The 24,874-nt window shown below is 40.2% G+C and carries 21 protein-coding genes and 1 tRNA gene; 9 read left to right on the forward strand and 13 right to left on the reverse strand.

The genetic code is table 11. The features are described 5' to 3' along the window. Positions 1-71: 71 nt before the first annotated feature. Positions 72-1,877, reverse strand: coding sequence for a translational GTPase TypA (gene typA, locus ACK2WI_RS13235; protein WP_093100154.1), 1,806 nt, complete (start codon positions 1,875-1,877; stop codon positions 72-74). Between the two features lie 370 nt (positions 1,878-2,247). On the opposite strand from typA, the gene ACK2WI_RS13240 reads away from it, so the two are divergent. Further along, positions 2,248-3,225: a hypothetical protein gene (locus ACK2WI_RS13240; protein WP_409151298.1), complete on the forward strand. Its 978-nt coding sequence runs from the start codon at positions 2,248-2,250 to the stop codon at positions 3,223-3,225. Between the two features lie 644 nt (positions 3,226-3,869). Here ACK2WI_RS13240 and ACK2WI_RS13245 read toward each other — a convergent pair. Next, complete coding sequence (locus ACK2WI_RS13245; protein WP_409151514.1) at positions 3,870-5,555, reverse strand: ABC transporter ATP-binding protein; 1,686 nt, start codon at positions 5,553-5,555, stop codon at positions 3,870-3,872. Between the two features lie 88 nt (positions 5,556-5,643). Further along, positions 5,644-6,405 carry a tRNA pseudouridine(38-40) synthase TruA gene (truA, locus tag ACK2WI_RS13250; protein ID WP_409151300.1) on the reverse strand — a complete coding sequence of 254 codons (762 nt, stop codon included), beginning with the start codon at positions 6,403-6,405 and terminating at the stop codon, positions 5,644-5,646. A gap of 197 nt (positions 6,406-6,602) precedes the next feature. On the opposite strand from truA, the gene ACK2WI_RS13255 reads away from it, so the two are divergent. From ACK2WI_RS13255 to ACK2WI_RS13270, 4 genes are all read left to right on the forward strand, one after another. Further along, on the forward strand, positions 6,603-7,058 hold the full coding sequence (locus ACK2WI_RS13255) for a hypothetical protein (RefSeq protein WP_093100158.1): 456 nt from the start codon (positions 6,603-6,605) through the stop codon (positions 7,056-7,058). Positions 7,059-7,140: 82 nt separating this feature from the next. Further along, positions 7,141-9,138 carry an ATP-binding protein gene (locus tag ACK2WI_RS13260; protein WP_409151302.1) on the forward strand — a complete coding sequence of 666 codons (1,998 nt, stop codon included), beginning with the start codon at positions 7,141-7,143 and terminating at the stop codon, positions 9,136-9,138. Positions 9,139-9,237: 99 nt separating this feature from the next. Continuing rightward, on the forward strand, positions 9,238-9,711 hold the full coding sequence (locus tag ACK2WI_RS13265) for a DUF4293 domain-containing protein (protein WP_409151303.1): 474 nt from the start codon (positions 9,238-9,240) through the stop codon (positions 9,709-9,711). A gap of 9 nt (positions 9,712-9,720) precedes the next feature. Beyond that, positions 9,721-10,194 carry a hypothetical protein gene (locus ACK2WI_RS13270; RefSeq protein ID WP_409151304.1) on the forward strand — a complete coding sequence of 158 codons (474 nt, stop codon included), beginning with the start codon at positions 9,721-9,723 and terminating at the stop codon, positions 10,192-10,194. 554 nt (positions 10,195-10,748) lie between these two features. Here the strand turns inward: ACK2WI_RS13270 and ACK2WI_RS13275 are convergent. Then, positions 10,749-11,378 carry a hypothetical protein gene (locus ACK2WI_RS13275; protein ID WP_409151306.1) on the reverse strand — a complete coding sequence of 210 codons (630 nt, stop codon included), beginning with the start codon at positions 11,376-11,378 and terminating at the stop codon, positions 10,749-10,751. Beyond that, complete coding sequence (locus ACK2WI_RS13280) at positions 11,378-11,884, reverse strand: RNA polymerase sigma factor (RefSeq protein WP_093100165.1); 507 nt, start codon at positions 11,882-11,884, stop codon at positions 11,378-11,380. Before ACK2WI_RS13280 ends, ACK2WI_RS13275 begins: the two co-directional genes overlap by 1 nt. 69 nt (positions 11,885-11,953) lie before the next feature. On the opposite strand from ACK2WI_RS13280, the gene radA reads away from it, so the two are divergent. Next, on the forward strand, positions 11,954-13,342 hold the full coding sequence (gene radA, locus ACK2WI_RS13285) for a DNA repair protein RadA (protein ID WP_093100166.1): 1,389 nt from the start codon (positions 11,954-11,956) through the stop codon (positions 13,340-13,342). 61 nt (positions 13,343-13,403) lie between these two features. On the opposite strand, the gene ACK2WI_RS13290 is transcribed toward radA, so the two are convergent. The 4 genes from ACK2WI_RS13290 to ACK2WI_RS13305 all read right to left on the reverse strand — a co-directional run bounded on the left by ACK2WI_RS13290 (position 13,404) and on the right by ACK2WI_RS13305 (position 16,506). Further along, a complete protein-coding gene (locus ACK2WI_RS13290; protein ID WP_093100202.1) occupies positions 13,404-14,531 on the reverse strand; it encodes a TlpA disulfide reductase family protein in 1,128 nt (375 codons plus the stop codon). 44 nt (positions 14,532-14,575) lie between these two features. Then, positions 14,576-15,403, reverse strand: coding sequence for a YgcG family protein (locus ACK2WI_RS13295; protein ID WP_093100168.1), 828 nt, complete (start codon positions 15,401-15,403; stop codon positions 14,576-14,578). Between the two features lie 4 nt (positions 15,404-15,407). Further along, positions 15,408-15,842 carry a TPM domain-containing protein gene (locus tag ACK2WI_RS13300; RefSeq protein ID WP_409151308.1) on the reverse strand — a complete coding sequence of 145 codons (435 nt, stop codon included), beginning with the start codon at positions 15,840-15,842 and terminating at the stop codon, positions 15,408-15,410. Positions 15,843-15,927: 85 nt separating this feature from the next. Then, positions 15,928-16,506: a LemA family protein gene (locus tag ACK2WI_RS13305; RefSeq protein ID WP_093100170.1), complete on the reverse strand. Its 579-nt coding sequence runs from the start codon at positions 16,504-16,506 to the stop codon at positions 15,928-15,930. Positions 16,507-16,656: 150 nt separating this feature from the next. Between ACK2WI_RS13305 and ACK2WI_RS13310 the strand changes: the two genes are divergently transcribed. The 3 genes from ACK2WI_RS13310 (at position 16,657) to ACK2WI_RS13320 (ending at position 18,847) form a co-directional block, all read left to right on the forward strand. Then, positions 16,657-18,204 (forward strand): NAD(P)/FAD-dependent oxidoreductase, encoded by a 1,548-nt coding sequence (locus ACK2WI_RS13310; RefSeq protein WP_409151310.1) that lies wholly within the window; start codon positions 16,657-16,659, stop codon positions 18,202-18,204. 77 nt (positions 18,205-18,281) lie between these two features. Continuing rightward, a tRNA-Gly gene (locus tag ACK2WI_RS13315) sits at positions 18,282-18,357 on the forward strand. Positions 18,358-18,400: 43 nt separating this feature from the next. Further along, positions 18,401-18,847: a PH domain-containing protein gene (locus tag ACK2WI_RS13320; RefSeq protein ID WP_409151312.1), complete on the forward strand. Its 447-nt coding sequence runs from the start codon at positions 18,401-18,403 to the stop codon at positions 18,845-18,847. Between the two features lie 607 nt (positions 18,848-19,454). Here the strand turns inward: ACK2WI_RS13320 and ACK2WI_RS13325 are convergent. From ACK2WI_RS13325 to sufB, 4 genes are all read right to left on the reverse strand, one after another. Continuing rightward, positions 19,455-20,675, reverse strand: coding sequence for an MFS transporter (locus ACK2WI_RS13325; RefSeq protein ID WP_409151314.1), 1,221 nt, complete (start codon positions 20,673-20,675; stop codon positions 19,455-19,457). A gap of 297 nt (positions 20,676-20,972) precedes the next feature. Further along, positions 20,973-22,280 carry a Fe-S cluster assembly protein SufD gene (gene sufD, locus ACK2WI_RS13330; RefSeq protein ID WP_409151316.1) on the reverse strand — a complete coding sequence of 436 codons (1,308 nt, stop codon included), beginning with the start codon at positions 22,278-22,280 and terminating at the stop codon, positions 20,973-20,975. A gap of 48 nt (positions 22,281-22,328) precedes the next feature. Then, the gene (gene sufC, locus ACK2WI_RS13335) at positions 22,329-23,087 is read right to left on the reverse strand and encodes a Fe-S cluster assembly ATPase SufC (RefSeq protein ID WP_093101261.1); all 759 of its coding nucleotides are present in this window, start codon (positions 23,085-23,087) and stop codon (positions 22,329-22,331) included. Positions 23,088-23,103: 16 nt separating this feature from the next. Further along, positions 23,104-24,555 (reverse strand): Fe-S cluster assembly protein SufB, encoded by a 1,452-nt coding sequence (gene sufB / locus ACK2WI_RS13340; protein ID WP_093101263.1) that lies wholly within the window; start codon positions 24,553-24,555, stop codon positions 23,104-23,106. Positions 24,556-24,874 lie beyond the last annotated feature (319 nt).

A 24,874-nucleotide genomic window follows, 5' to 3' on the forward strand; every position in this document is an offset into this window, starting at 1 on the left:
TTAAGAAATGCCTTCAACAAAAAAGAGGCAACCCGTTGGATTGCCTCTTATATTTTCAGCTAAACTAAATTCTAAACGAATCTCTTAGCGTTTACTTTACGTTCGTTTTCAGTAAGGTAGATCTTACGCAAACGGATACTTTGAGGAGTAACCTCGATATATTCGTCAGCTTGGATATATTCCATACATTCTTCTAAAGAGAATTTAATAGCAGGAGCAATACGTGTGTTGTCATCAGAGCCTGATGCACGCATGTTTGTCAACTGTTTTCCTTTAGTTACGTTGATTGTTAAATCGTTGTCACGGATATGCTCACCCAATACCTGTCCTTCATAGATCTCAACTCCTGGATCAACGAAGAAACGACCGCGATCTTGTAATTTATCGATTGAATAAGCTGTTGTAGAACCAGTATCCAAAGAGATCAATACACCAGCCATACGACCAGGGATTGTTCCTTTCCAAGGCTCGTATCCTTTCAGACGGTGCGCCATTACAGCCTCACCAGCAGTAGCCGTCAATACGTTGTTACGCAATCCGATGATACCACGAGAAGGGATAGAGAATTCAAGGTGTTGCATCTCGCCTTTAGTTTCCATAATCAACAACTCACCTTTACGTTGAGTTACCAATTCGATTACTTTACCAGAAACTTCAGCAGGTACATCAACTACCAACTCTTCGATTGGCTCATGTTTCTGACCATTGATTTCCTTAACGATTACTTGTGGTTGTCCTACTTGTAATTCATAACCTTCACGACGCATTGTTTCGATCAATACCGACAAGTGAAGAATACCACGACCGTATACTAACCATGCGTCAGGAGAATCTGTAGGAACAACGCGTAAAGCTAAGTTCTTTTCTAATTCTTTTTGAAGACGGTCATAAATGTGACGTGATGTAACGAATTTACCTTCTTTACCAAAGAATGGTGAGTTATTGATGGTGAACAACATGTTCATTGTTGGCTCATCAATGTGCATTACTTCTAATTGCTCTGGGTTTTCGAAGTCTGCAATGGTATCACCGATTTCAAAACCATCGATACCTACTACAGCTACGATATCACCTGCATGTACTTCTGAAACTTTAACACGGCCAAGTCCTTCAAACAATTGAAGTTCCTTTACGCGAGATTTTACAATCTTGCCATCACGTTTTACCAATGATACCGGTTGGTTCTCTTTGATTGTTCCTCTTACCACACGACCGATCGCGATACGACCCACGAATGTAGAGTAGTCCAATGAAGTTACTTGCATCTGCAAAGTACCTTCAGATATTTTTGGAGCAGGAATATGTGCAATGATTGCTTCTAGCAATTCTGTGAAGTCAGTCGTTGGTTTAGTCCAATCGGTTGACATCCAGCCTTGTTTTGAAGAACCGTATAATACAGGGAAATCTAATTGATCTTCAGTAGCACCTAAGCTAAAGAACAAATCAAATACATTTTCGTAAACCTCTTCTGGACGACAGTTCTCTTTGTCTACTTTGTTTACCACAACAATAGGTTTGATACCTAAAGCCAAAGCCTTACCTGTAACAAATCTTGTTTGAGGCATCGGACCTTCAAAAGCATCCACCAATAGAACAACACCGTCAGCCATTTTCAATACACGCTCAACCTCACCACCGAAATCGGCGTGACCTGGAGTATCAATAATGTTGATCTTGGTGTCTTTGTATTTAACAGATACGTTTTTAGACACGATGGTAATACCACGCTCACGCTCCAAGTCGTTGTTATCCAGGATTAATTCCCCTGAAGTTTCATTGTCCCTGAATTGATTGGTGAAGTGTAAGATCTTGTCAACTAGGGTAGTTTTACCGTGGTCAACGTGCGCGATGATCGCTATGTTTCTGATATTCTGCATTGAGCAATAATGTGTTATTAAAAATAAGAGGTGCAAAGATATACATTTTGCACCTCATTTTTTACTAATTGCTATTAATATTTTATTAGCATGTCGTTTATTTATGATTAATTCTCAAACAGTTGGGTCAAAAGCAGGGATATTTTGTCTTTCCCGACCTATCCTCCTGATCCCTTTTTTTCTGATTATTGCCAGAATAAATCAATCTAACTTTTAAGGCCAACAGTAATTGATCGGAAGTACCATATATGGCAATAATTCTTGCCAACAATTTCCCGTACATGGCTATTTAATAAAAAGCTAACCTTGAATATTATTGTTTCTCAATAAATATAAAATATATTTGAAAAATATATTAACTCAAAGTATAATGAATTTATTAAAATTATCCCTCGCAAGTCTTTCCTTGCTGACCCTTTTCAGTTGTTCAAAAAATGAAACTACTCCTCAAACCAAACCCAATCCCATTAAAGAAACAGAACTCCACCAAGTAAAATTTACGGTCCAAGGCTTTTCCCAAACCTACAGACCATTCGAAACCAAAGCTTCCACAAATAAGCGAACCACTAAGTCAAATTCAATCGATAATATTTTCTATGTTTTATTGGATAACCAAAACTTACCCATAGATACTTTCTCAAGTAAGATAGTTGATTCAAAATCTAAGCTTGACCTAAACTTACAGAATGGAGAGTATACCCTTAGGGCTTTTGGCTATAACAATCCAGGAAATGTATCTAAATACTATACTAAATATAAAAATACAAACTTGGGATATGGCTCAATTACTTTCAACAATATTGAATCCACTGAAATTGGTGATACTTTTATTTTTGAAAAGAAATTCCAAGTTTCAAGAGATACTGCATTTGCTGGCCTCACTCTAAAAAGATTTAATGCAAAATTGGAAATTAATATTTTGGATAAAATCCCAGCAAGTGCTAACCATATTGACGTTGCAGTGAATGGGGAATCCAAGGCTTATAGTTTTTTATCCGCAGAATATCCCTCTACTTTAACAATCCAAAATTCGTCCTTATTGTCCACTGTGTCTTCAATCTATTCTCTTCGTGGGCAATCTAATCAAACCATATCCACAAACATCTTACCTCCTGATCAAGATTGGTCTAACTTTAAAGAGATAGTCACCCCAGTTAAAATCAATGTTTATGATGTTAATGGTAAAGTAATTATAACTCGGGATATCCTTGATGTAAAAATTATGCCTAATACAATAACTAGGCTTTCTGGAAATCTTTTCGAGGATTTAACAAAAGACAAAACCAGCTCTTTTGCAATAACTGTCGATGGGAACTATTCAAAAAATATAATAACCCAAAAGTTCTAAACTGGGCTATTAAAACTGAAGTAAAAGGGAAAGCTCAAACGGAGCTTTCCCTTTTTATGTATTTAACATTAGAGTTTTTTCCCATCTTATTTTTCAAATTATTGGTTTTGGGGATTCTTTTGCGCAGTATATTCCTTCAGAAAGGGGTATATCTTTATTGAAACATTGGTTCAGCGGACCGCTAAACCCCAGTGGGGGTGGAATCTTTATAGAAAAAAGATGTGTTTAAGGGATAACCCTAGCTGTGATGAAATATTTTTCAAGGAATCCACTTTATAGGATGAAATCATTAAAAAATAGTTTGCTCATCTTACGATTTCGCAATGAACAGCAATCCTTAAAAAAATAAGAAATAGATTCTTCGTTGGCACTCTGAATCCCTCTGTAGGGCATTGCCAATTCTGAACGATAAGTGAAGAATCTGTATGGCTCCCGTCCATACAATCGTGTCATCCTCAATCTACGATTGAGGAACCGTCCGCCAATATAATCTACTATAATCTTCGTTGATTTGTTTTTTAGGATTGCAATAGTCCGAGATGTTTCGTTCCTCAACATGACAGGAATATGGAATTAAAAGGCAAAAAATTTAGCTCCCTGAAATGTCTCATATCTCACATCTCAGATCTCAAATCTCCCTCCCCCTATATCCCCGCTGAATTAAACTGCAGGTCATACAATTTCCTATAATAACCTTCCATTTCCAACAGCTCATGGTGCGTACCGATTTCCTTGATCTCACCCTTATCCAGAACAATAATCTTATCTGCTTTCTGGATGGTGGACAGCCTATGGGCAATTACGATAGACGTACGGCCTTCCATCAGGTTTTCAATGGCATTTTGAATCAATTCCTCCGTTTCAGTATCGATGGAAGAAGTTGCTTCATCAAGGATCAAGATTTTAGGGTCATGAACCAGGGCACGGATAAAGGATATTAACTGTGCCTGACCAGCAGACAGCGTCGAACCCCGCTCTTGAACCTGGTAGTTGAAGTTACCTGGAAGACGCATGATAAAATCATAAGCTCCAACTTTCTTGGCGGCATCCTCGATTGATTCAAAGGATATTTTGGGGTTATTCAGATTGATATTGTTCAATACCGTATCCGAGAACAAAAAGACATCTTGCAGCACGGTAGCAATGGTCTGACGCAGGAAGGTCAGATCATATTCCTTGATGTTTACACCATCCAATAAGATCTCTCCTTTTTGGATTTCATAGAAGCGGCTCAGGATATTGATGATAGATGATTTTCCAGCACCAGTAGCACCTACCAATGCTAAGGTTTCACCCTGCTCGACATGGAAGCTTACATCTTTCAATACCCACTTCTCCTCGTTATAAGCAAACCATACATTATTAAAGGTAATCTCACCCTTAACATGTTCTGGTTTATATTTTCCTTCATTTGGAGTGAATTCATCGGTATCCAGCACATCAAAGATGCGTTCTGCGGAAACCATACCCATCTGAAGGGTATTGAACTTATCGATCAACTCGCGGATAGGTCTAAAGATCATGTTGATATACATGATAAAGGCGACTACCACACCCGGAGAAATCACATCTGCCAAGATCTGCTTGGAACCATACCATACCAATAGACCCGTGGCGATGGCTACGATGATTTCCAAAACCGGGAAGAAGATCGAAAAATACCAGTTCGCACGGATATGCGCATTCCTATGTTCCGCATTGATGGCCTTGAACTTGCGCATCTCTTGATCTTCACGAGCAAAGTATTGGATCACGCTCATGCCCGAGATATGTTCCTGAAGGAAGGTGTTCAAATTGGATACCCATAAACGGACGCTTTGGAAAGCAGATTTCATGGCTTCCTTAAAGATATAGGTCGCTGCAATCATTAAAGGCATTGGGATCAGTACCACCAAAGTCAATTTCCAATCGGTATAGAACATGACCCCTAGGATAACCACCAATTGCAATAGATCGCCAATAATTTGGATCAGACCTTCTGAAAAGATATTGGCTATGGTTTCCAAGTCGGAAATGGTCCTAGTGATCAATCTTCCGATGGGCGTATTATCAAAATATTTTAAGCGGAGGTTGGTAATATGGTTGAATACTTGGATCCGGATATCGCGGATAACCGACTGACCCAAGGTATTGGTCATCAAGGTATGGAAATAACGGATGATGGTTTGCGCAATCAACAGGGCAAACATCAGTAAGAGCATTGTGGTCAACCCTTCACTTTTTCCGGATAATATGTAGTGGTCCAAGGTATATTCCACCAATAGCGGAAGGGCAGGAGCTACCGCTGCGAGTAAAATCGTGAGTATAACGGAAACCCAGAAAACAGGCATGTAGGGGCGGATATATTTGGCTAACCTTCCCAGCAGTTTACTGTCGTATGCATTTCCTGAAATCTTGTCTTTTTCCAAAATCTTAGTTTTAATCAATATATGGATAATTAACCTCTGTTAGGTAAAGCCCACAGGCAGGGACCGAAGTGCCAGCTTTGGAGCGATCCATACTTTGAATTACCTCTTTAATATGTTCTATAGGTTTCTTGCCTAGGCCAATTTCCATCAAGGTTCCAACGATTGCCCGAACCATGTTGCGCAGAAAACGATCTGCTGAAATATGGAATACCAATCTATCACCATCCCACAACCATTCCGCTCGTTTAATATCGCAATAATTGGTGAATACTTGGGTGTTCGATTTGCTGAAACAAGAAAAATCTTGCCTACCTAACAAATCTAAAGCTGCAATGTTCATTTTTTCCACATCGGGTTTATCGCGCAACTGCCAAGAAAATTCATGCAGGAAAGGATCCTTCTGAAAATGTACATGATATTCATAGCTTCTTTGCGTTGCGTCAAATCGAGCATGGGCTTCCGCAGATACCCCAATTAGCCGCTTTGCCGATATATCAAATGGCATTAAAGCATTCAGGGAGTGAACAAATCGATCCTTGTTCTCCAAAACCTTAGCCTTACTGGAGAAATGAACAAATAACTGCTTTGCATGCACACCGCTGTCTGTTCGACCCGCACCAATCGTTTCCACTTCCTCGCGAAGTAAAATGGAAAGGGCTTGGTTCAGTTTTTCCTGAACAGAGACAGCATTGTCCTGGATCTGCCAACCATGGTAAGCAGTTCCATTGTATGCTATTTCCAAAAAGTATTTAGGTATTTGTTCTTCCACCATGCAAATGTAATTAATATCAATTTAGCTCATACCTGCAATTATAAAGATCAGGTAAAAAATTAACAGACAATCCAGGTTGTACCTGTTCCAGATGAATGCCTTGTACTTGAATTCAAGTACAAAATTTACCACTTATCTGGGTATGTTTTAGAGCTGCAATTAGCTCTAACTTAGTCCTATATTTAAAAACATAGCTCATGAAAAAGTTATTGATCATACTAACATTATTTTTTGGCTGTACCTATGCAGCCTCTGCTCAAGGATTTTTGGATAAAATCGACAGAGCATTGAACAAGGTTGAAAACACTTCCAATAAGGTAGACAATGCCTCGAATAAGGCTGGTCGTATTGGTGGGAAATTAGGCGGGCTTTTAGGGAAAAAAGGCGATAAGGATGCGGCAGGCGAACTGGTAGTCTTAATTGAAGGAGTAAATCTTGCTGAGTTAAAGACCATTTCTACAGGCTTGGAATCCAACAAGAAAGTTTCAGATGTAAAAATGAAATACAAAGCATCAGGTTCGACATTGAATGTACAGTTCAAGGGAGATGCTGAACAGCTTTTCGAGGCACTTAAGAAAACTAGTCCTTTGATTACCGACGAAACGGTGCAAGCCATCGAAGAGGAGGGCATTGCCATAAAAATCGAAAAATAGTTTATCTTTATACATATCATGCATAGGCAGTGATTTTCACTGCCTATTTCTATTTAATAAAACCTTTAGTTAAACATCAAATATGCTAGCTAGGTGCAAAATATTGCCATTCCTTCTGCTTTGCTGCCTGCTTGTTTTCTCTGCAAAAGGAGAACAAGTCAAAAGGCCTTATCAAGCAGAAATTGACAGCCTAGAAAAACTCATAAAAACCAATATTACGGTCGAAGATAAAGCCTTTAATATCTTTGAACTCTCCTTTTACTATTCCTTTTCAGATTCCGCTGCAGCCCATAATTATCTAAAACAAGGACTCCTATATAAAAATGAATTTCCTATCGCCCATGGTATGGGGAAAGTTTATGAGGGTTTGTTTTATATGGATTATGATCTTCCCAAAGCCATCAGCCTATTTGAAGAAGCAGATGCTGAGCTGGCCAAATTTGATGGCATTAAAGCCAAATGGTTAAGGGCTAAATTATTGAATAATCTGGCTTCGGCGTATCAGTGGCAGGACAAGCACATCAGAATGTTGGAAATCTTGGTCAATAAGGCGCTTCCTATGGCCAAAGAAGCCAAAGATGATGTGATTACGGGAAATATCCTCTATAAAATTGGACTTAATTTCTGGAATAACCTGCAATATGGAGAGGCCAATAAATACCTGATAGAATCTTTGGAATACCTGAATAAGGGAAAATACGACCCATTTACCATGAATGAGGTTTATAAGCTTTTGGTCGTTTCCCTAAATGCCATGGATGACGGTAAGAAGTCGGAAGAGGTCATGTCAGGGTATGAAAAATTTATCAAGAAACATAAAGGAGAATTGCCCTTAAGCGACTATCATTTTGTGTATGCGGTATATAACCGATTTAAACAGAACTATGATCTATCCCTGTCCCACATGGACAAAGCTATCGAAAATCTCAAGAAAGAAGGGGTAGACAATCCAAGGACTTTGACTAGTTTATATTACCAAAGGGCATTGATAAACCTTAATAAAGAGGATTTTCAAGCTGCATTCAGGGATTTGAATGTATATGTAGAAAGAAGGATGGATGTGGGCTATTCTTTCTTTCAGGACAGTTTGAATATTGCTATCGCTTATGTCAAGATCTATGAAGGGTTAAAGGATTACAAAAAGGCCATGGAATGGGTAAAAAAGAAGGATATCCTTCAAGATACCATGTACAATAGGCGGATCCGGGAGTCCATCATGGATTATGAGGTTAAATATCAAACTCTCGAAAAGGAAAGTGAGATCCTTTCCCTGAAAACAGAAAGGGAGAAAACCGAAAGTGATATTAAAAATACCCGCATCATCATTGCCTTGGTGGCGATCATCCTTCTGTTGATTGGTTATTTTCTGTTCAAAAACCATCAGAAAAACAAAAGATTGCTTCAGCAGCAAGAAATCAACAATAACCAAAAGCTCTTGGAGGAAAAACAAAAGCAAAAGCTCATGTCGCTGGATGCCATGTTGCATGGAGAAGAAAAAGAAAGGAACAGGCTTTCCAGAGACCTGCACGATGGTCTGGGGAGTGTACTGGCTTCTATTAAATATAAGATCTTGGACAGCCAATTGTCCAATCCGAATGATAAGGTCGATTCCATTCTCGTTGATATGGACTATGCGATTTCCGAAATGCGTAGGATTTCCCATAACCTTATGCCCGAATCACTGCGCCGTTTCGGTCTTGAAATTTCTTTAGGCGACTTATGTAAAAGTCTGCAAAATTCCCAAACCAAGATCGAATTGCAATTGTATGGCCAATTTAATATCCTGAGCCAAGAGCAACAAACCCATATTTACCGCATCATCCAAGAATTGATCTATAACTCCTTGAAACATTCCGAAGCCAAACACATCTTGGTGCAGTGCAGTGTCGAAGATAATGTGGTCTTTATTACTGTTGAAGATGATGGCAAGGGTTTCCGGGCTAATCAATTGAAGGATGATCCTAAAGATGGAGTTGGGTTGACCAATGTGAAGATCAGGGTAAATTACCTGCACGGTAAATTGGATATCCGCTCCGAAGAAGGAAAAGGAACGAGCATCGATATTGAAATTATGGTATAAATAAAACGGAAATCCCCTCCCTTGAACGATTTACAAAGCAGAAACCAAAACCTATTTAAGTTGTTTGTATTATATTTGCGATATAAATAATCTATAAATATGATACAGCGTATTCAAACCGTTTGGTTATTGCTTACAAGCCTAGTTTTATTTGCTCTTTTCATGTTCCCTTTTGTTGGCTACATTGATTTGGTAGGACTTGGAAAAAACATCTATGTAACTGGCGTATATTCCTCAGCAAACAATGTGACAACTAAAGAAACTGGCTTTTTATTGATGACCATTGCCACCGTAGTCCTGGCTTTGATCCCCATCTTTATCATATTCCAATATAAAAACCGGAAACTTCAATTGAACCTGATCCTCGCTCAAGTAGTATTGATCTGTTTATTTGCCATTTGGATGTTTATTACAGCGAACAATATCCTGGATCTGATCAATCAGCATATTGGAGCGAACAATATCGGTATCGGATTCTTCCTTTTACCGGTTTCTATTCTATGTTTATCCTTTGCTATTCGTGGAATCAGAAACGACAATAAATTAATTAAATCAGCCGAGAGGCTTCGTTAATACGAACGTATGAAACAATTTTTATACATTCTTGGACTTGCTATTGCATTTTTATTGCCTAAAATGTCGCAAGCCCAAGAAGATCCTAACTTAAATTTGGTAGATGATATTCAGTTTGATCTAAAGTCGGTAAAGGCATCTGGTGATACTTTGGTGGTCGACCTATTTGCCATATCTTACGATAAGAACCCTAGGGAATTCAGATTGAATGTTTTCGCTACGGCATTGATCGATGCACAAGAGGAATCGCATATGTTGACCTCCGTGCAGATCGATAGAGTGATCGTTCAGCTTTCTGACAGAGAAAATTACCTGAATTATCTTTTACAGCAAGACAAACCTGTCAATATCAAATTGAAATTGACGCCGATGACAGAAGAAATTAAGAACGCGAAAATGGTAAAGATCGTTTTCAATGCCCTCGAAGAGGAAGGCCAATTCCTCGATGCGTTTATAGACCTTGAACAAGAAAAGGAGCAGTAATGCTCCTTTTCTTGTTTATGGATTGTTTTAATAACCTTTTAATAATGACATGGTTGCTAAATCTGTGTTAATAGGTATTTAGACTTATATTTATTTTCTAGAAAAAACTCTTTTTTGCGCTACTTCCAGGCTAACGTGCCATGCCAGCTAAAATAATTGCACCCTTATGGACAATGTCATTAAGTTAAGAAAAAACAAAGAGGAACTTTCCCAAGGAACAAGAATGCCAATTTGTATACTTTGATTCTGAACAATTAGTGAAGAATCTGTACGGTTCTTCTCCCTAAGATCTTGTCATCCTTAACCGAAGGTTAAGGAACTGTAAACCAGTGTAAACCCTGATGTTTTTTATTTTGAAGTTTTGCATGATGAGATAATCGGATGAAGTTCAGTACTACACAAAAATAACCTTAACTCAATGACATTACCCTATAGGATTATATGATATATCACTAAAATTAAAAATATATTTTTTTGCCTTCCACTTTGCTGTCATCACCTTCCGATAAATTTAGTCCAAATTTTTACTACTCGGTTTGACTTATTGGATATACCTATCCTTCTTCTCTTTCCAGTCTTTCCAATTCCTCGTAATTCTTCTCTAGCTTTTTGACCAACCTGATATAGATTAGCTTATAGATCCATTTTACCAAGGATATCATCGCCCAGCCTATCACAAAAATTATAAAGCCTAGAAGACTAATAAATAGGATATTATGGCCTATGGATTTATGGAATACATCTTCCTCCCAAATAAGGCTCATGGCAGTTATTCCCAAAGCGATCATGATCAGGTAAATATTGAACCGGATATAATGGGCAACAGTTTTTCTGGTCACCAAAATATTGGATAGGAGTTCCTTGGTATTATTGGTGTTCTTTATTTTTCTATAGGAATTGAAAAAGGCATAGATAAAATAGAGAATGATGATATAGGAAGCTACATCAATAAAATTGGTGAGCAGTTCCAATGCATAAGGTAATTTTTCGGGATCCGTATCAAAAAGAAATACGAACACATTTAATATGATGCCAAGGAATAATTCGATGATGCTGATAATAAAAATCCATTTCACAAGGGAGGATGAATTCTTATGCAACATATTGCGGATTTCTTCCTTGTTTACCTTAGGAAATCCCTGGTCCTTTTGCCAATGTTGTTTTAGAAAATCTAGTTCATCCATTAAACCACTCCTTTCTTTGTTAGCATTTCTTTCAGTTTGTTCTTGATTCTATTCATTTTGACTCGGGCATTTACTTCGCTAATCCCCAAAGTCTCAGCGATCTCGGTATAGTCCTTGTCTTCGAGGTACATATAAACCAAAGCTTTGTCGATATCATTTAATTGGCGTACGGCATCATATAGGTGTTTTAGTTGGTCTTCAGTCTCTGAATTGTATTCCTCATAGCGGATGTTGGCTAGGGATTGATCCCAATCAACGGTCGCTATTTTTGTCTTTTTGCCTCGGTATAATGATATTGCTGTATTCAAGGAAACTCTATATGCCCAAGTTGAAAACTTTGACTCTCCCTTGAACTTTGGATAGGATTTCCATAACTGAATAACCATCTCTTGGAACAAGTCCTGGTGAGATGCAAGATCTGTTGTATACAGCTTGCAGATCTTATGTAGGATATTTTGATTATCCTCCAAAAGATTTACAAATTCTTGCTCTAGGTTCTCAGTCATTTATTGGTATTTGTCGACAATAGTAAGGTATTGTTACAACATGTAGATACATTTTTTTAAATTCGCTCAATGGCAAAAACAAAATCAGCATATTTCTGTCAATCATGTGGATATGAATCTCCAAAGTGGTTGGGGCAATGTCCTTCTTGTAAACAATGGAATACCTTTGTTGAAGAAGTGGTGGAAAAGGCTTCTAGCCGCGTGCCTGAATGGCGTAGCACGAGCGCTGGCCCAAGCATACAGAAAAGAACTAACAAAGCTGCGGTCATCCATGAGATCGTGTACTCCGAAGAGCAACGGATCTTATCTCCGGATAAGGAGTTCAACCGCGTATTAGGGGGTGGGATTGTTCCGGGCTCCTTGGTTTTGATCGGTGGTGAACCAGGTATTGGAAAATCTACCCTGATGTTGCAACTGGCGCTATCTATTCCCAAGGTGAAAACACTTTATATTTCGGGTGAGGAAAGTGAACAGCAGATCAAGATGCGAGCGGAAAGATTGTCCCAGAACTCCAATGCGAATTGCTATATCCTTACGGAGACCTCCATGCAGAACATCTTCAAGCAGATTGATCAAGTAGAACCCAATGTAGTGGTCATCGACTCCATACAGACCTTACATTCTGCTCAGATAGAATCGGCTCCCGGTTCGGTCTCTCAAGTGCGGGAATGTACGGCTGAGTTGCTACGGTTTGCCAAAGAGACTAATACACCGGTCTTTATTGTAGGGCATATTACCAAAGATGGTTCCATTGCAGGACCAAAGGTATTGGAACATATGGTGGATACCGTTTTGCAATTTGAAGGCGATAGAAACCACGTTTATCGCATACTTAGAGCGGTTAAAAATAGATTTGGATCTTCTTCTGAACTCGGTATCTATGAAATGCAGGGGTCCGGTTTAAGGGAAGTTTCCAACCCATCGGAAATCATGCTTTCGCAAAGGGAGGAGCAGGTCAGTGGAATTGCCGTAGCAGCCATGTTAGAGGGCATGAGGCCATTGATGATCGAGGTGCAGGCCTTGGTGTCCAACTCTGCATATGGAACGCCGCAGAGGAGCTCTACGGGTTTTGATACGAAAAGATTGAACATGCTCTTGGCTGTCCTTGAAAAACGCTTTGGATTTCGCTTAAGCGCGCAGGATGTATTCCTCAATATTGCTGGCGGACTAAGGGTGGAAGATCCCGCTATTGATTTGGCCGTTATTGCAGCGCTTATTTCATCCCAACAGGATATCGCTCTGCCTTCCAATATCACCTTTGCTGGTGAAGTAGGTCTATCAGGCGAAATCAGGGCCGTAAATCGTATCGAACAGCGAATCCAAGAAGCCGAAAAATTAGGATTTGAACAGATCTTTATTTCAAAATATAATACCAAAGGATTGGATGTGAAAAGATATCAGATCTTGGTCCGGCCAGTGGCTACCTTAGAAGATGTCTTCAGGATATTATTTGGTTAAGAATAGGCCTAAACAAAAAACTCCGAGAAATTCTCTCGGAGTTTTTTAATGATCTTTTTGCTTATTTGATTACTTCAGCTAGTTTAGCTTCTAAAGCTTCACCGCGAAGGTTAACCGCAATAATCTTACCTTCAGGATCTAATAGGAAATTCTGAGGAATACCTTCAATACCATATAGTTCTACCACTGGTGAATGCCAGAACTTAAGGTCAGATACTTGGGTCCATCCAGAAAGATTGTCTGCTTTAATAGCTTCTAACCAATCTGTTTTACCATTCTCACGGTCTAAGGAAACACCATATACCGTAAAGTTCTTGTCTTTGAATTTGTTGAAGGCTGCTACCACATTCGGGTTTTCATGACGACATGGTCCACACCAGCTAGCCCAGAAGTCAATCAATACGTATTTACCACGTAATGAAGACAAAGCAACCACTTTGCCTGTTGTATCAGGCAATGCGATTTCCGGCGCTACGGAACCGATAGCAACTTTTTGTAGTTTCTCGATTTTTGCTGCCAATGCTTTTCCACGGGTAGAATTTTTCAATGCCGCAGAAAGCTTCTCATAAGCAGGGCCTACCACATTATTAACCGTTTGGGCACTTACCATCTCGTCCAACAATCCTAAAGTCACATAACTGTTTGGATTGTCCTTGATGAATTGCTCATTGAGTTGAGTCTGTTGCTTGAATAATCCTTCAGCCTTCCCTTGCAACGTTTTCAGGAATTCTTCATCTTGTTGTTGGTCTGGACTTGCTGCTTGATATTCCTTGTTTAAAGTCTCAAATTGATCGGTTACAGCTTTAATTGCTGCTTTGTATTTGCTAAAATCAGTATTGATCTCATTTCCTGAGATTTCAGCATTTGCCATATTATCACCGGTAACCTTGATTACACCTTTAGAAAGGTAAAGCATGGTCATATCTGGAGTTTCAATCTGGTTCAATGGTTTGCCATCAGCAGATAAAATGATCTGTGCTTGCGTAGGTTCTGAAACAATTCCGTTATAGGTAAACTGTCCTTTATCAACATTAGCAGAATCAATATGGCGTTGTCCGCCATCTACATACATCAAATACACTTTCGCTGGCGCATTCACATTCTTTATATTTCCTTTGATGGAAAAGTCCTCTTGGGCAAAAAGCAAAGTAGGGACTGCTGCCAGTACAGCTAACATTGTTTTTTTCATATCTATTGTTTTACGTTTTTTACTATAGTACATTAATCGTTCCATTACCATCTTCCGCTGGCACCACCACCGCCGAAGCCACCGCCGCCGAAACCTCCGAAGCCGCCGCCTCCACCGCCGCCGAAGCCGCCACCAAATCCTCCGCCATCATTGTCACCGCCACCACGGCCCAATGAGTTCAATAATGTCCACCAGAACAAGTCAGATGATCCACGTCCACCCATTACCTTACCACCGCCATTTTTGCCGCCACCTCCAGATTTGGAGATAATGGAAATTAAAATGATGATACCAATCACAATGAATATGACAGGTATTCCGCCGCCTCCTTCTGTCGAATAGCCATCCTTAGGGTCTGCTTTATACTCTCCTTTGGAATAGGATATCAATGCGCTAGTTCCATCATCGATCCCTTTAAAATAATCTCCTTGACGGAAAGCGGGTTTTACCTCGTTTTCAATGATGCGGTAAGCAATAACATCTGGAACCGCTCCTTCTAAACCATAACCGGTACGGATCGTGACTGCACGGTCTCCAAGGGCTACCAGGAACAAAATACCATTATCGAATTTCTTGTTTCCCACACCCCACTGCTTGGCTAGACGATCGCCATAATCGGCAATGTCATAGTCGCCAGTGCTATTCATGACCACGACCGCAATTTGAATACTGGTTGAATCCTCAAAGGCCAATAACTTACGTTCAAGTTCTTGCTTTTGGCTGGAATTCAGGGTGTTGGTATAATCAGTTACTAAATCCTTCGCCACAGGCGGAAAATCCTGAGCAAAGGCTTGTAAATGAAATATTAAGCCTATAAAAAAGCTGAATAATATACGGGTTGAAAATTTCACAATTTGTGATGTTTTCTGCATAAAATTAAGATTTACCGAAATAAATATCATTCGGAAGTTCGTTCACATCATCCGATCTCCTCGGGAAATATCTGCCCAATTGTTCACCGGCTTTTTCAATTCCAGCAATCAATCCACTAACATAATCTCCCTTTCTAAAAGAACCCAACATCAGATCTTTGGTGGATTCCCAAAAGTCCGCTGGAACTTTGCTGTCAATCCCAGCATCGCCAATAATGGCAAATTGATGGTCATCTGTCGCCAGGTATATCAATACCCCATTGCGCAATGCCGTCTGATGCATCTTGAGTTTCTCAAAATAATCTTTTGCCAGATCAATCGCTTCCTTATCATGAACCCTGCGTTCTACTACCAAACGGATCTCCCCGGATGTCAGGTTTTCCGCTAGGCTGATGGCATGCTCAATTTTCTCTTGTTCTTCTTGATTGAATATCTCCATGGGATCTAAAAATAGAAAAGATGAATGCAGAAGTGAAAGCCCCCAACATTCATCTTTACGTTATGTCAACAACAATAAAAATTCATTAAAACTGCACTGTAGGCGCTTTGTCAGATCCTTCAGTAGCTTTAAAAGTTCCTTTTGCCTTGAATCCGAAGATTCCTGCCATAATGTTGTTCGGGAAGCTACGAACAGTGGTATTGTAATCCTGAACCGCTTCGTTGAAGGCTCTACGCTCTACAGAAATACGGTTTTCGGTACCTTCCAACTGGGCCTGTAACTCCTGGAAATTCGAATTCGCTTTTAAGTCTGGATAGGCTTCTACACTCACCAATAATCGTCCGATGGCTTGTGAAAGTCCATCTTGGTTTTGTTGGAAATTAGCGATCGCTTCCTCGCTCAAATTGTTTGGGTCTACTTGTACTGAAGTCGCCTTTGCACGAGCTTCTGTTACAGCAGTCAATGTACCTTGTTCATGCTGGGCAGCTCCTTTTACAGTGTTTACTAAGTTAGGGATCAAGTCCGCTCTACGTTGGTAGGCGTTTTCAACTTGTGCCCATTTTCCTTTTACATTTTCGTCCTTGGATACCATGGTGTTATACCCACAAGAACTGAAAGAAAGAGCAGTTAATAAACCTACAAATACGATTAATAATCTTTTCATGTGTAATGTTTTTACAAGTAATATTTAAAAGTAAGAATTTGTTTTCACAAAAAAGCAATATCAAATGACATACCAATACTAGCTAAACACGAAATTCTGTCAGTTTTTGGTATCTTTGCCAAGATTTTTGGGATAAATCCCCAACAGACTATGCAAAAAGAAATTGAAATTGCCATAAGTCCTGATTTTGTTCAGGATGATAAGCGCATCCTTGCTGAAGGAGCCAAGAAACTCCGTGTTCCAACAAGTAAAATCAATGGTTTCCATATCCGTAAGCGTTCTATTGACGCTCGGGGAAAACAAGTCCTCTTCCGGATGCGGGTCGTCTTCTTTATCGACGAACCTGTACAGCTCCCAGATTACCATACTGCACTTAAAAATGTCAAGGACGCTAAGCCCGTGATTATCATCGGTGCCGGTCCTGCAGGATTGTTTGCTGCATATCGATGCATAGAATTGGGATTTAAACCCATCGTTTTAGAACGTGGAAAGAAAGTGCAGGACAGAAGAAGGGATCTTGCCAAGATCAATAGGGAAGGCTTTGTCAACCCAGAATCCAATTATTGTTTTGGAGAAGGGGGTGCTGGAACTTATTCGGATGGTAAATTGTATACGCGCTCCAATAAACGTGGCGATGTGCAACAGGTACTTTCCATCTTTGTGGAGCATGGCGCTACGGAAGATATCCTAGTGGATGCCAGACCACATATTGGAACCAATAAATTGCCCCATATCATTGAAAGTATCCGTGAAAGGATAATCGAAATGGGCGGCGAAGTGCATTTCGATTGTAAGGTTACTGATATATTAGAGCAGTTTGGAAAGGTAGAAGGGGTTAAGACGGAAAGTGAGGGAATCATAAAGGCCGATCACGTGATCGTGGCAACGGGACATTCCGCTCGTGATATTTTTGAGCTGTTCCGTTCCAAAAATTGGTTGTTGGAAGCAAAACCTTTCGCCTTAGGTGTTCGGATCGAACATCCCCAAGCCGTAATCGACTCTGCGCAATACCACTGTTCCATTCGTCCAGAGAACCTGCCGCCAGCATATTATAGTTTGGTCGAACAGGTTGATGGCCGTGGTGTTTTTTCATTCTGCATGTGCCCAGGAGGGATTATCGCTCCTTGTGCCACCGATCAGGATGAGATCGTGGTGAATGGTTGGTCACCATCCAAAAGAAATAATCCACATGCCAATTCAGGTACCGTAATCCAGATTAACCTGGAAGATGTAGTAGGCTCGGACCAAGATCCATTTGCCTTATTGGAATTTCAGCGACAGATCGAACAAAAGGCCTTTCAATTGGGCGGTGGCAATTTAGTTGCTCCAGCACAACGAATGGTTGATTTCGTTCAGAATAAAGTATCTTTCGATCTACCTGAGAATTCCTATAAACCAGGGACCCGTTCGGTCGATCTGCGCGAGGTATTGCCGAAATTCGTGTATTCTGCATTGCAAGGAGCCTTGCCGATCTTTGGAAAGAAGATGAAAGGTTATTATAGCAATGAAGCAATTTTGGTAGGAGTGGAGTCTAGGACCTCCTCACCGATACGTATCCCAAGAGATAAAGATAGCTTGCAACATCCGCAAGTTGCTGGTTTATACCCCTGTGCAGAAGGAGCAGGTTATGCGGGTGGAATCGTGTCTGCGGCGATCGATGGAATGAATTGTGTGGATGCCATTAAGGCTACGCTATAATTTCACAATTATTTGCAAAAATATCACGCTTAAGGTTGACAAGAACCAAGTATTATTGTATTTTTGTAGCACTTCAAGCGAAAGTAGCTCAGTTGGTAGAGCACAACCTTGCCAAGGTTGGGGTCGCGAGTTCGAATCTCGTCTTTCGCTCCAAGCTAAAGCTTCCAAATATTGGAAGCTTTTGTTATTTTAGGGTATGCCAAATTATAAATCCAAATGGGATAATTTTTACCTCCTGATTCTTTATGCGATCTTAATACCAGTGTTTACGGGGATTTTGGCCATATCGAAAGCGCCTTTATCAAAGTATTTGACAGTCCTTTCCACCTTAGTAGCCTGTATTCTCGTTTTTTATCTGATTACTTATTTCACAACTTCCTATAAAATCAATTCGGGATATTTAAGATATCGTTGCTTAATATTTTTTGGCAAGGTCAAGATCGAATCGATAAGGAGGATTGAGGTTGGCAAAAATTTATATAGCGGAATGCGACCAGCAACCGCCATGAAAGGTCTGATTATTTATTATGATAAATACGAAGAGGTTTATATCTCACCGGTAGATAATGAGGAAGTTATCAATGCCCTCCAGAAAATCAATCCCGAGATTGAAGTTAGCTATCATAACAAAAAGCAAAAATAGAAGCTAGAGTTTGGCGGTTTTTATTGGTGGGAGAGATTTGAGATGTGAGATTTGAGATTTGAGACATTTCAGGACGCTAAATTTTATATCTCCTAATATCCTCCTGCATGTCATGTTGAGGAACGAAACATCTCGGAATATTGCAAACGTGAATAATCAAAAATATCATGGATAGCATTGACTTACGGTTCCTCAATCTTCGATTGAGGATGACACGATTGCATAGAGGAGAACCATACAGATTCTTCACTCTTCGTTCAGAATTGGAAATGCCCTACGGAGGGATTCAGAGCACCTCGAAGAATCTATTTTTTTATTTTTTTTATGGATCGCTGTTCATTGCGAAATCGTAAGATGAGCAAACTATTCTTTATTTGTTTTTGCCCTTTATGGGGGTTGTTTTGTCCAATCTTATCCCTCATGCTGTCATGTTGAGGAACGAAACATCTCGGAATATTGCACATCTTAAAATCAAATCAACAATTATTCAAAAGAAATATGCAGCGGGCTTATGCGAATCTCCCCTACCAAAGTCGCAACATTTCTCGCGTCATTTTATGGCACGAAATAACCCAGATCTTTTCAACCTTACTGGCATGAAGCGCATCTACTCCTCCTTTATCCCCAACCTCATCAAACTAGGCGTCATAAATGAAACTATCCCCAACAGTACACATAACATACCTGCAATAATAAAGGCATTGGCTACGCCAATATGGTCTGCAATGTTTCCGGCGAATAACAGTCCAATTAAACTCGGGATGATCGCAAAACTGAAATACAGGGAAAATACCCTTCCTAACATCTCCGGAGCAATCTCTTCCTGGATAATGGTCATAAATACCGCATTGAAGATGGACATGGATGCTCCGCCAATTCCTGTCAATACCACAAAAATGATAAACATATTCGCGGGCAACACTCCTGAAAACACAAAGGTCAAGCCCAATAGGATATGCATGTAATTGATCAAAAGGATCTTTCTGAAAGACAGCTTAAATGCACTTAAAGCGGATCCACCAACTAACATGCCTACGCCCCAGATTACCTCAATGACGCTCATCTCAAATTTATCGCCTTTGAAATGTTCGATGGTCAATAATGGGAACATAATGGCAACAGGAAGGATACCCATCATGGCAATAATGGAGTATAGAAACATCCTGTTCAAGCCTTTGTTCTTGTGAATAGCCAGGAATCCCAGTTTTAGATCACCCCAGACTTGCCTCAGGGAGGCTTTGCTTTCGGATTTGAAATAGGGGATACTGATAAACATTAGGCTGCTGATCGCGAATGCCGCACCGATAACATCAAGGTATAATACCTGGTTGATCGGAAGGTTGGCAATTGCCAATGCGCCCAATGCTGGGCCGGCTATGGCACTCACAGAATGCAAGATCTGGTTGACTCCTGAAACGCGCAATAGCTGATCTTCTGGAACCAGTAGTGGAGCAATGGCCTGCATGGCGGGTTGATGGAAGGCGGAACCTATGGAGCGGCAGACCATCAACAGATAGATCAGCGAGAGGTTAATATGACCATCATGCAGAGCAAAAGTCATCATCAGGGTACAGCACGCAATGAAGGCATCTGCAAAAATCATGACCTTCTTCCTGTCCCAGCGGTCGATATACACGCCGGCGAATGGGCCTATTATGGCCTGGGGCAATAGACCCGAAATGGCGGCAAAGGCTAAGACCTCAGCTGACCGAAATTCAAGGCTTAGCCAGATAATCATTGCGAAGTTGACGGCAGAGCTACTTATCAAGGAGACAAATTGCCCTACCCATATATAGATATAGGTTTTAAACCAATGTTTCTTTTCCATGAAATAAAATTGAATTGTTTGTACTTGCAGCTAAAAGGAATTTCAGCTGATTCATTAAACCGCGTAAGATTTACTTAACTCAGTAAATCCAAGGGTCCATAAAGAATAGTGCAAATTGGCGAGCGCTCATGTGGCAAATATAAATCAAAGAGCTTGAAGTTCAAATGTTTTGAGAAAAATACTTTATTCGGGTGTCAAAATGGATGAGGGCTGAGGTATTCTTGAAAACGGGCAAAGCAAAAAAGAAAAGCGTCTTAGCTTTCGCCAAGACGCCTTTATACTAAAACTACACTACTATTATTTTCTTTCTAATCCTTTTGCTACTAAGTCTTCAACAAAGTTCCTTACGTTTTCATCTGAGAATCTGGATGTAACGTCAAAAGCAAAGGCGTGAACCAACAGGATACGTGCGCTTTCTTCGCCAATACCACGAGCGCGTAAGTAGAACAATGCATCATCATCAAATTGTCCCATGGTACAACCATGTGAACATTTTACATCATCTGCAAAGATCTCAAGCTGTGGCTTGGTATAGATGGTCGCTTTGTCACCGATCAACATATTGTTGTTCTGTTGAAAGGCATTTGTTTTCTGCGCATCTTCGCGAACGAAAATCTTACCGTTGAAAACGGCTGTAGATTCGTCCTGTGGAATATTTTTGTACCATTCATAAGATTCACAATGAGGTTTCATGTGGTCTACGATTGTATGGTTGTCTACAAATTGATTGTCGGCCAATAGATTGATCCCGTAAAGGTGTGATTCAACCTGCTCAGCGTCCAAACGAACGTTCAAGTCATTGCGTACAAAGGCTACACCAGGGAAATTACAGTTGTAGTTGTTGTACAAGCTGTGTTTCGTTTGGTAAACCTCAGTATGATTGATGTAATGGCTGTTATTTGAAGCTAACTGCAAATAATAGTGTTGCATCTTCGCGTTTTCTTCTAATACAATCTCGGTAACCTTGTTGTTCAGGTTGAAAGCCGAACCATCTAATGTGATAAAGGATTCGATGATTTCAGCCTCAGCATTCTGCTCAAGGATATATAGATTACGAGTTTGTGCAAAGAAGTCCTGATCTCCAGTAGCGACATGTACGATTTGGATAGGCTTTGAGACCACCTTATTGCGGTTCACCTGCAGGAATATTCCCGAAGTGTGAAAAGCCGTGTTCAGGGCTACCGTGGTGCTTCCAGTAGCATCTGCATGTTTTGCAAAGTGCTGTTGGAATTTAGGCTCATTCTGAGCTTCCTCGATAGGTTTTACGATCAAGCCGATTTCATCTTCCAAGGAAGAGAAGGCCAATACATATTGACCATTGATCAATACGATGCGGTGAGCATCCAATCCAGGGATGTCCGCAGCGCTAAGATCTAAATTTGAAACATCCACATCCTCGTTCAACAGATAGTTTCTGTTGATCAGCGAATGGATATTTGTGTATTTCCAGTCCTCATTCTTTACAGTAGGGAATCCAAGTTCATGAAAGCGGGTATAAGCCTCTTCGCGAAGAGCCTTTACCGCTGGCGTATCATTGCTTGTTTCCAATTCCTGAAAAGTTGAAGTCAACTGTTGGAATAAGGAGTTTGCTACTAATGTACTCATGTTATTTGTTGTCAATCCGCTCATTACCTCGTTTCTTAATACAACTGATTAGGCATTTTGCGTATCTAATTCTTTTAACCAGTCGTAACCTTTTTCTTCTAATTCAAGTGCTAATTCTTTTGTGCCTGATTTTACAATGCGGCCATTGTGCAATACGTGTACAAAATCTGGCACGATATAATCCAACAAACGTTGGTAGTGTGTAATCACGATGAATGCATTGTCTTTTGTGCGTAATTGGTTTACACCGTTCGCCACGATTCTCAATGCGTCGATATCCAAACCTGAATCTGTTTCGTCTAAGATGGAAAGCTTAGGGTTCAACATCGCCAGTTGGAAGATCTCGTTACGTTTTTTCTCACCACCTGAGAAACCTTCGTTCAAGGAACGGTTTGCCAAGTTGGCGGAGAACTCTACCAATTGTTGTTTTTCTTTTACCATCTTCAGGAAGTCTTTGGCTTCCATCGGAGGTAATCCTTTATATTCTCGGATATCATTTACTGCTGTCTTCAAGAAGTTAATGTTTGAAACTCCTGGGATTTCAACAGGATATTGAAAAGCCAAGAACAAACCTTCGCGAGCACGATCTTCCGGAGAAAGCTCCAATAGATCTACTCCGTCAAGGAAAGCTTCGCCTTCGGTCACTTCGTAGGAGTCACGTCCCGCCAATACATTTCCTAATGTACTCTTTCCAGCACCGTTAGGGCCCATGATGGCATGCACTTCGCCGGCCTTAACTTCTAAATTCAGTCCTTTTAATATTTGTTTGTCGTCGATAGACGCATGCAAATTCTTAATGCTTAACATATTCTATTCTATATTTCTATCCTACCGATCCTTCTAATGAGATCGCTAATAATTTTTGTGCCTCTACGGCAAATTCCATTGGTAATTGATTTAATACTTCTTTCGCATAACCGTTTACGATTAATCCTACGGCTTTCTCAGAGTCAATACCGCGTTGGTTCAAGTAGAACACTTGGTCTTCCCCGATTTTAGAAGTGGTCGCTTCGTGCTCAAGGGTAGCTGTTTTGTTCTTGCTCTCGATATATGGGAAAGTGTGGGCTCCACATCTGTCGCCAATCAACAAACTGTCACATTGGGTGAAGTTCCTTGAGTTGTCTGCATTTGGTCCGATCTTAACCAATCCACGGTAACTGTTGTGGCTCTTGCCAGCAGAGATACCTTTGGAGATGATCTTAGAACGGGTGTTTTTACCTAGGTGGATCATTTTTGTGCCTGTATCTGCAAGTTGCATGTTACGGGTCATCGCCACCGAGTAGAACTCGCCTACAGAATGGTCACCTTTCAGGATTACTCCTGGATATTTCCAAGTGATGGCAGATCCGGTTTCCACTTGGGTCCAAGAGATCTTGGAATAGTCGCCTTTACAGATACCACGCTTGGTTACGAAATTGTAGATTCCGCCTTTACCGTCTTTATCTCCAGGGTACCAGTTTTGTACCGTTGAGTATTTGATCTCCGCATTGCGCATTGCAATTAGTTCAACCACTGCAGCGTGCAATTGGTTCTCATCACGCATTGGAGCTGTACAACCCTCTAGGTAAGATACATAAGCATCCTCATCGGCGATGATCAAGGTACGTTCGAACTGTCCCGTGTTTTCTGCGTTGATACGGAAGTATGTGGAAAGTTCCATTGGGCAACGAACGCCTTTTGGAATGTATACGAAAGATCCGTCCGAGAAAACTGCGGAATTCAGGGCGGCATATACGTTGTCGGTTTGTGGAACTACAGTTCCTAAATATTGTTTTACAAGTTCAGGATGTTCTTGAACTGCCTCCCCGAAAGAGCAGAAGATAACCCCTTGTTCTTTCAGTTTTTCACGGAATGTGGTTTTTACTGAAACAGAGTCAAATACTGCATCAACGGCTACTACCCCGGCAAGTACCTTTTGTTCGTCCAAAGGAATGCCCAATTTGGCAAAGGTTGCCAATAATTCGGGATCCACTTCGTCTAAACTATCAAGTTGTTTTTTGGGTTTAGGGGCAGCGTAATAAGAAATGTCCTGGAAATCTACTTCAGGGTTTTTGAAGTTTTGCCAAGTCGGCATGCTCATTTTCAAGAAATGTTGGAAGGCTTTCAGTCTCCATTCCAATAACCATTCCGGTTCGTTTTTCTTCTTGGAAATCAAACGGATGGTATCTTCATTAAGACCTTTTGGAGCGATCTCCATCTCAATGTCGGTGGTAAAACCGTACTTATATTCTTCGAGCTCTAACTCTTTTAGTAAATCGTCGTCTTTTGTGCTCATATCTCTTTCACTTTAATGATGGGTTCTTTCCCATTGGTTTTGAATTGCAAAGTTACGGTTTATAATGCAGAAAAAAGCTTGTTTTGTGTTCAACCTACACAGTAAACCGCAAAAAAAATGACAAATGTCATTTCTTCTGCATTAAAGGCTATTTAGAATGATTATATTATGACAATAGAATGATTGATATAAATAAAATCAATTGAATATCTCTTTTCAGATTGAGTCAATCTATATTAAACCTAGCCAATAAATCAGAAATACATTTTGTGTTAAACCAAATATTATTTTGTATATTTACTATTCTTTAATTTTATTG

It is taken from the genome of Sphingobacterium sp. BS-2 (genome assembly GCF_046161205.1).
GTDB classification, from domain to species: domain Bacteria; phylum Bacteroidota; class Bacteroidia; order Sphingobacteriales; family Sphingobacteriaceae; genus Sphingobacterium; species Sphingobacterium mizutaii.